This is a genomic window from Stenotrophomonas sp. PS02297, assembly GCF_029959705.1.
GTDB lineage: Bacteria > Pseudomonadota > Gammaproteobacteria > Xanthomonadales > Xanthomonadaceae > Stenotrophomonas > Stenotrophomonas nitritireducens.
In genome coordinates this window covers 1-8,393 of record NZ_JASCOS010000137.1, presented here as the reverse complement: position 1 = coordinate 8,393, position 8,393 = coordinate 1, and the positions used below count along the sequence as shown (strand labels likewise).

At 70.6% G+C, this 8,393-nt stretch carries 3 protein-coding genes; all 3 read left to right on the top strand.

Annotation, left to right across the window (positions count from 1 at the left end; genetic code table 11):
* The first annotated feature begins 41 nt into the window (after positions 1-41).
* Positions 42-1,232: a 2-methylaconitate cis-trans isomerase PrpF gene (prpF, locus tag QMX80_RS17060; protein WP_282278361.1), complete on the top strand. Its 1,191-nt coding sequence runs from the start codon at positions 42-44 to the stop codon at positions 1,230-1,232.
* Between the two features lie 245 nt (positions 1,233-1,477).
* Positions 1,478-6,388 (top strand): alpha-2-macroglobulin, encoded by a 4,911-nt coding sequence (locus QMX80_RS17055; RefSeq protein WP_282278359.1) that lies wholly within the window; start codon positions 1,478-1,480, stop codon positions 6,386-6,388.
* Between the two features lie 177 nt (positions 6,389-6,565).
* On the top strand, positions 6,566-8,393 hold a 1,828-nt coding region (gene pbpC, locus QMX80_RS17050), incomplete at its 3' end, for a penicillin-binding protein 1C (protein WP_282278363.1).

Here is an 8,393-nt window from a genome sequence, read left to right as displayed (position 1 = left end):
GCCCGGCAACGGGCCGTCTTCCATTGCAAGGAATCGTTTCGATGTCCCACCTCCCGCAGAGCCATGCTCCCCAGCAGCGCATTCCCGCCACCTACATGCGTGGCGGCACCAGCAAGGGCGTGTTCTTCCGCCTCGACGATCTGCCCGAAGCCGCGCGCGTCCCCGGCCCGGCGCGCGACGCGCTGCTGATGCGCGTGATCGGCTCGCCCGACCCCTACGGCAAGCAGACCGACGGCATGGGCGGGGCGACGTCGAGCACCAGCAAGTGCGTGATCATCGCCCCGGCCTCGGTGCCGGACCACGATGTCGATTACCTGTACGGCCAGGTCTCCATCGACAGCGCCTTCGTCGACTGGTCGGGCAACTGCGGCAACCTCAGCACCGCAGTGGGGCCGTTCGCCATCGCCAACGGCTTCGTCCCGGCCGCGCGCATCCCGCGCGACGGCACCGTGGCGGTAAGGGTGTGGCAGGCCAACATCGGCAAGACCATCGTCGTGCACGTCCCGGTCCGCGATGAGCAGGTGCAGGAAACCGGTGATTTCGAACTGGACGGGGTGACTTTCCCGGCGGCCGAGATCGTGCTGGAGTTCATCGATCCTTCCGACGACGAAGGCGAGGGTGGCTCGATGTTCCCCACCGGCAATCTCGTGGACGATCTGGAGGTGCCCGGTATCGGCACGCTCAAGGCGACGATGATCACCGCCGGCATCCCCACCGTGTTCGTCGACGCCGCCGCCATCGGCTACGACGGCACCGAACTGCAGCCGGCGATCAACGACGACAAGGCGGCGCTGGCCAGGCTCGAGGCCATCCGCGTGGCCGGTGCGCTGCGCATGGGCCTGATCAAGGCGCCGGAGGAAGCGGCCACGCGCCAGCACACGCCCAAGGTCGCCTTCGTGGCGCCGGCGAAGGACTACGCCGCCTCCAGCGGCAAGCACATCGCCGCCGCCGACATCGACCTCAACGTGCGCGCCATGTCCATGGGCAAGCTGCACCACGCGATGATGGGCACCGCCTCGGTTGCCATCGCCACCGCCGCGGCCGTGCCTGGCACCCTGGTGAACCTGGCCGCCGGCGGCGGGCAGCGCGACGCAGTGCGCTTCGGCCATCCTTCCGGCACCCTGCGGGTGGGCGCGGCGGTGGCCCGGGTCGATGGTCAATGGACTGTCACCAAGGCGGTGATGAGCCGGAGCGCACGGGTACTCATGGAAGGCTGGGTGCGGGTGCCTTGACACCGCAAGCCAGTGAAGAGGGGCGGGGCAGGGCTGACGGCAGGGGCTGACTGCCCCCGGTAGCGCGGGGCGGTGCCCGCCGCCGGTGGCCATGTCTCCATAGCGCCGGGCAGGGGCACGGGGCGTTGCCTCGTGCTCCAGGGGCGCTGGCCCGGCACCGCCTTGCGGGGTTTGCCGTGTCGGAAGCCGGTCACGGGGGTGTGGGCTTTCGCCCCCTATACTCACCGCGTCCGCAGGAGAACACCATGAACTGGAAGCAGGCGCACTGGGTCGTTGTCATGTTGTTGGTGCTGGCGCTGCTCGCCGGCTGCAAGCGCAACGAGACCGGGCAGCTGCCCGGCGCCAGCGGCGAGGCGATCCAGGCCAAGCGTGACGAGGTCAAGGGCTTCGCGCTGGTGCGCGTGTGGCCCGACCAGAAGGGCGGCGACGGCCTGTCGCTGGCGGTGGAGTTCTCCCAGCCGCTGGTCGGTACCCAGGATTTCGACAAGCTGCTGCGCTTCGAGGAAAAGGTCGGCACCGAGGACAGCAGCTGGTCGCTGTCCGACGACGGCAAGACCCTGCGCTATCCCTACGTCGAGGCGGCCAAGGACTACACCCTGATCGTCTCGGCCGACCTGCTCGCCGCCGATGGCAGCCGCCTGGGCAAGGAAGTGCGCCAGCAGGTGTTCACCGGCGAACTGAAGCCGGCCGCCGGCTTCGCCTCGCAGGGCAGCGTGCTGCCGGCGCGCGAGAGCCGCGGCCTGCCGGTGGTGTCGGTCAACGTGCCGGAAGTGGACGTCGAATTCCTGCGCGTGGGCGAGAAGAACCTGCCCACCTTCTTCAGCCAGTACCAGCGCGGCGGCCGCCGCGGCAGCTGGGAGCTGGACAGCGACTACGGCGAGCACACGCCGATCTCGCAGCTGGCCGACCCGGTCTACGTCAACCGCTTCGTGCTCGGCGGCAAGCCCAACGAGCGGGTGCTGACCTACCTGCCGATCCAGGACGTCAAGGAACTGCAGCAACCCGGCCTGTACTTCGCGGTGATGAAGCGTGCCGGCAGCTTCGAGGGCGAATACGACACCGCCTTCTTCACCGTCAGCGACATCGGCCTGCACACCCGCGCCTACAAGGAGCAGCTGTTCGTGCACACCGCCTCGCTGGCCTCCGGCGCGCCGGCGAAGAAAGTGGAACTGCGCGTGCTCGACGGCAAGGGCGAGACGGTGCTCAAGGGCCAGACCGACGCCAACGGCAACGCCCTGCTCAACTACACGCTCGATGCCTCGCATGTGCTGGTGGCCTCCAGCGGCGGCGATACCACGATGCTGCCGTTCAACCAGCCGGCGCTGGACCTGAGCGAGTTCGCCGTAGCCGGGCGCCAGAACGCGAACTTCGACGTGTTCGCCTGGTCCGGCCGCGACCTGTACCGCCCCGGCGAGACCGTGCGCGTGTCGGCGCTGCTGCGCGACAACGACGGCAAGCCGCTGCCCGGCCCCGAGAAGGGCGGACAGCCGGTGTTCCTGCGGCTCAAGCAGCCCGATGGCAAGATCTTCCGCGAGACCCGGCTGCAGGCCGGCGCGCAGGGCTATTTCTCGTTCGAGCAGGCGATCCCTGTCGAGGCGCCCACCGGCCGTTGGCAGGTCGAGTTCCGTACCGACCCGGCCAGCAAGGAAGCGGTGCAGGGCATGACCCTGCGCATCGAGGAATTCCTGCCCGAGCGCATGAAGCTGGACCTGGACAGCGCGCAGAAGACGCTCAAACCGGACGAGCCGCTGAAACTACAGGCCGATGCCGCCTACCTGTACGGCGCGCCGGCCGACGGCAACCGCTTCACCGCCAGGCTGGCGGTGGCGGTGGAACAGCACCCGGTCGAATCGATGCCGGGCTGGTTCTTCGGCGACCCCACCGTGACCCTGCCGCGCGAAGCCAACGACGTGATCGACACCACCCTGCCGAAGGACGGCAAGCTGCGCGAGGACATCGCGCTGCCGGAAGAGGTTGGCAAGGGCACGACGGTCGCGGCGGTGGTGTCCGGCAGCGTCTACGAGACCGGTGGCCGCACCGTCACCCGCACGCTCAAGCGCGTGCTGTGGCCGGCACCGGCGCTGGTCGCGGTGCGCCCGCTGTTCAACGACGCCGACGGCGCCGATGCCAACGCCAACGCGCGCTTCGAGCTGATGCGCGTGGATGCCGACGGCAAGCCGCAGCCGGCCAAGGGGCTGAAGGTCACCCTGGTGCGCGAACTGCGCGACTACCACTGGACCTTCACCGACAATCGCTGGGATTACGACTTCACCCGTCGCTTCGAGAACAAGGACACCCGCAGCGTCGATGCCGGCGCGACCTCGGCGAAGTTCGATTTCCCGGTGGAGTGGGGCGAGTACCGGGTGGACGTGTTCGATCCGGCCACCGGCCTGACCACGCGCTATCCGTTCCGCGCCGGCTGGAGCTGGAACGACGACAACCGCGGCCTCGACGCGCGCCCGGACAAGGTCAAGCTGGCCCTGGACAAGACCGGCTACCGGGCCGGCGACACGCTGAAGGTGACGCTGACCCCGCCGCATGCCGGCCGCGGCGTGCTGATGGTCGAAAGCGACCACATGCTCTACGTGCAGGACATCGACGCCAAATCGGGCAGCACCTTCGAGATTCCGGTCACCCAGGACTGGGAGCGGCACGACGTCTACGTCACCGCGCTGGTGTTCCGCGGCGGCAGCGCGCCGAGCAAGATCACCCCGGCGCGCGCGGTGGGCGTGGCGCACGTGCCGATGGACCGCCGCGACCGCCGCGTCGCGGTCGGCCTGGTGGCGCCCAAGCAGATGCGCCCCGAGCAGCCGATGACGGTCACCGTCAGCGCGCCGGAACTGGCCGGCAAGCCGGCGCACGTCACCGTCTCGGCGGTGGACGTGGGCATCCTCAACATCACCCGCTTCCCGGTGCCCGATGCCAACGCGCACTTCTTCGCGCAGCGGCGGCTGGGCGTGGACGCCTACGACATCTACGGGCGGGTGATCGAGAGCTTCGAGGGCAACAGCGGCAAGCTCAGGTTCGGCGGCGACATGGCCCTGCAGGCGCTGCCGCAGGCGCGGCGCCCGACCGCGCGGGTGCAGACCGTGGACCTGTTCTCCGGCCCGGTCGCGCTCGATGCCAAGGGCAATGCGCGCATCGCCCTGCAGGTGCCGGACTTCAACGGCACGCTGCGGGTGTCGGCGCTGGTGTATTCGGATACGCGCTACGGCAACCGCGACGTGGAGACCCTGGTGCGCGCACCGATCCTGGCCGAGGCCAGCATGCCGCGGGTGATGGCGCCGGGCGACCGCAGCACGGTGACCCTGGACGTGCAGAACTTCACCGGCAAGCCCGGCGAGTTCGCGGTGCGCGTGGACGGCGAGGGCCCGCTGGGCATCGGCGAAGCAGCGCGCAAGGTGCAGCTGGCCGCCGATGCCAAGCAGACCCTGAGCTTCCCGCTCACCGCGCAGGAGGGCTACACCGTGGCCAAGGTGCGGGTGCGGGTGGACGGCAACGGCTTCAAGGTCGACCGCCGCTACGACCTGCCGGTGCGCGCGGCCTGGCCGCAGGTGCTGCGCTCGCAGACCCGCACGCTGGATCCGCTGGCACCCATCACCCTGGACAGCGGCTTCGCCGGCGGGCTGATGGCCGGTTCGGTCAACGCGCGCATGCTGGTCAGTGCGTTGCCGCCGATCCCGTTCGCCTCGGCGCTGCAGGGCGCGTTGAACTACCCCTACGGCTGCGCCGAACAGACCACCAGCAAGGGCTACGCCGCGCTGCTGCTGGACCAGGCGACCTCGGCCATGCTCGGCGCCGACGGCCTGGACGCCAAGGCGCGCCGCGAGCGCATGGAAGGCGCGTTCGGGCGGCTGGCCTCGATGCAGGTGGCCAACGGCAACTTCTCGATGTGGGGCAACGACGACTACGTCAACCCGGCGCTGACCCCGTACATCGCCGAGTTCCTGCTCGACGCCAAGGATGCCGGCTTCGCGGTGCCGGACAACGTGCTGCAGAAGGCGCTGAACCGGATCAGCGAGGACCTGCTCAGCGGCGGCAACCAGTTCTACGGGCAGGACCGCCGCGACGCGTTGAAGTTCGCCAACCAGGCCTATTCGGGCTACGTGTTGGCGCGCGTCAACCGCGCCCCGCTGGGCACGCTGCGCGCGCTGTACGACAACGAGCGCGGCAAGGCAGTGACCGGCCTGTCGCTGGTCCACCTGGGCGCGGCGCTGTCGCTGCAGGGCGACGGCAAGCGCGGCCAGGCTGCCATCGCTGCCGGCTTCGGCATGGCCGGCAAGGACCGCCCGGCCTATTTCGGCGATTACGGCAGCCCGCTGCGCGACGATGCGTTGATGATCGCGCTGCTGCACGAGCGCGGCCTGGCCAAGCCCGAGTACGACGCGCGTGCGGTCAGCCTGGGGCGCACGCTGGATGCACGCCGCAGCAGCGGCTGGCTGTGGCTGAGCACGCAGGAGCAGGTGGCGCTGGCGCGGCTGGGCAAGGCGCTGATGGCCGACCAGAAGAAGCTGGTATCCGGCGAACTGGCGGTGGGCGAGGCGCGCGAGGCCATCGACGCGCGCAAGCTGTTCGCGCGCGTGTTCGACGCCGCGCAGCTGGCGCAGGGCGTGCGCTTCTCGCCGCAGGGCCAGGCGCCGATGTTCGCCAGCCTGGAAGTGGCCGGCATCCCGCGGCAGGCGCCGGCGCCGGACAACAGCGTGATCGGCATCGAGCGCGATTGGTTCACCACCGATGGCAAACCGTGGAGTCCGCGGCCGCTGAAGGAAGGCGAGGCGCTGATCGTGCGGCTGAGCGTCACCGCCAACACCGCCATGCCCGACGCGCTGCTGACCGACCTGCTGCCGGCCGGCCTGGAGATCGAGAACTTCAACCTCGGCGACGCCAAGCAGTGGGCCGACGTGGTGGTGGACGGCATCCAGATCAACGACCGCTCCAACGCCGCCGACGCCAAGCACGAGGAGTTCCGCGACGACCGCTACGTGGCCGCGCTGAACCTCTCGCGCGGCAGCACCGCGCGGGTGTTCTACCTGGTGCGCGCGGTCGCCCCGGGCACCTACACCGTACCGCCGCCGCTGGCCGAGGACATGTACCGCCCCGAGCTGCGCGGCGTCGGGCGTTCCAGCCCGGCCACGATCACCGTCGTGCAGCCTTGATGACGACAGCGGGTGCCTGCCCTGGCTGGCGCCCGCGCTGTAATGAATGGATGGCGGATGGCGAGCGGTACATCACAGGCACCCGCAACACAAAGCCCTTCTCCCGCCGGGAGAGGAGTGAGGGCCGGAAGCGGTAACGCCCCCGGGAAGAAGCGGAAATCCAGTAGGGTTCTACGCCTGTTCCGCCGCCTCCTGCCCTGGCTGCGCTGGGGCACGGTGGCGGCGCTGTCGCTGCTGCTGGTCCTGGACCTGGCCTTCCCGCCGCCGCTGCCGAAATCGCGCGACACCAGCACCCTGGTCGTCGCCCGCGACGGTACGCCGCTGCGCGCCTTTGCCGATGCCGAGGGCGTATGGCGCTATCCGGCCGACGCGAAGACCGTGTCGCCGCTGTACCTGCAGGCATTGCTGACCTACGAGGACCGCTGGTTCTGGCGTCACCCGGGCATCAATCCGTGGGCGCTGCTGCGCGCCGGCGGACAGATGCTGGCCGAGCGCCGCATCGTCTCCGGCGGTTCCACCCTGACCATGCAGGTGGCGCGCATCCTCGACCCGCACACGCGCACGCCGTGGGGCAAGCTCAAGCAGCTGCTGCGTGCGCTGCAGCTGGAGGCGCATCTGGACAAGGCGCAGATCCTTGATCTGTACCTGGAGCGCGCGCCCTATGGCGGCACCATCGAAGGCGTGGAGGCGGCCAGCTGGGCCTACCTTGGCAAGCCGGCGGCGCGCCTGTCGCATGCCGAAGCCGCGCTGCTGGCGGTGCTGCCGCAGTCGCCGAGCCGGCTGCGGCCGGATCGCCATCCGGAAGCGGCGCGGCAGGCGCGCGACAAGGTGCTGGCGCGCATGGCCGAACTGGGCGCATGGTCGGCCGAGGACGTGGCCGATGCGCGCGTGGAGCCGGTGGTGGCGCGCTCGCTGCAGCAGCCGCTGCACGCCGCCTTGCTGGCACAGCGCCTGCGCAGCGCCCAGCCGCGTGCGGCGCACATCCAGACCACGCTCGACAGCGGCCTGCAGCGCACGCTGGAAGAACGCGTGGCCGCGTACTTCTCGCAGCTGCCCGAGCGCACCTCCGCTGCGCTGCTGGTGATGGACAACGCCACGCTGGAGGCGCGCGCCTACGTTGGTTCGGTGGCCTTCGGCGACAAGGCGCGGCTGGGTCACGTGGACATGGTGCAGGCCTGGCGTTCGCCCGGCTCCACGCTCAAGCCGTTCCTGTACGGCATGGCGCTGGACGACGGCCTGATCCATTCCGAAAGCCTGCTGGTCGATGCGCCGCAGAGCTTCGGCGGCTATCGTCCCGGCAACTTCGATGCCGCCTTCAACGGCCCGGTGGGCGCGGCCACCGCGCTGCGGCTCTCGCTCAACGTGCCGGCGGTGGACCTGCTCGACCGCGTCGGCCCGTCGCGCTTCGCCGCGCGGCTGGGCAACGCCGGCATCAAGCTGCGCTTCCCGCATGGGGTGCAGCCCAACCTGGCGCTGATCCTCGGTGGCACCGGCGCGCGCCTGGAGGATCTGGTCGGCGCCTTCGCCGCGCTCAACCGCGAGGGCATCGCCGGGCGCGTGCGCTACACCCCGGACGATCCGCGGATCGAGCGCCGGCTGGTGTCGCCGGGCGCGGCGTGGATCGTGCGCGACATCCTGCAGTCCAATCCGCGCCCCGGCTACGGCGTGGGTACGTTCGACACCGGCAGCCGGCCGCCGGTGGCCTGGAAGACCGGCACCAGCTACGGCTACCGCGACGCCTGGGCGATCGGCAGCACGCGCCGCTACACCGTCGGCGTGTGGGTGGGGCGCCCGGACGGCACGCCGCTGCCCGGTCAATACGGCGCGGTCACCGCGCTGCCGCTGATGTTCGAGGTGATCGACAGCCTGCCGCGCCAGCCCGGCGACAGCGCCGCGCCGGCGGTGCCGGCCAGCGTCGGCGAGGTGGATGTGTGCTGGCCGCTGGGCATAGCCGCGGCCGCTACGCCGCCGGCGATGTGCCAGCGGCGGCGCGCGGCGCTGGTGG

Excerpts from the sequence above, each read along its gene's own strand:
- QMX80_RS17055 (WP_282278359.1), top strand. The coding sequence starts at position 1,478 with ATGAACTGGAAGCAGGCGCACTGGGTCGTTGTCATGTTGTTGGTGCTG.
- prpF (WP_282278361.1), top strand. The coding sequence starts at position 42 with ATGTCCCACCTCCCGCAGAGCCATGCTCCCCAGCAGCGCATTCCCGCC.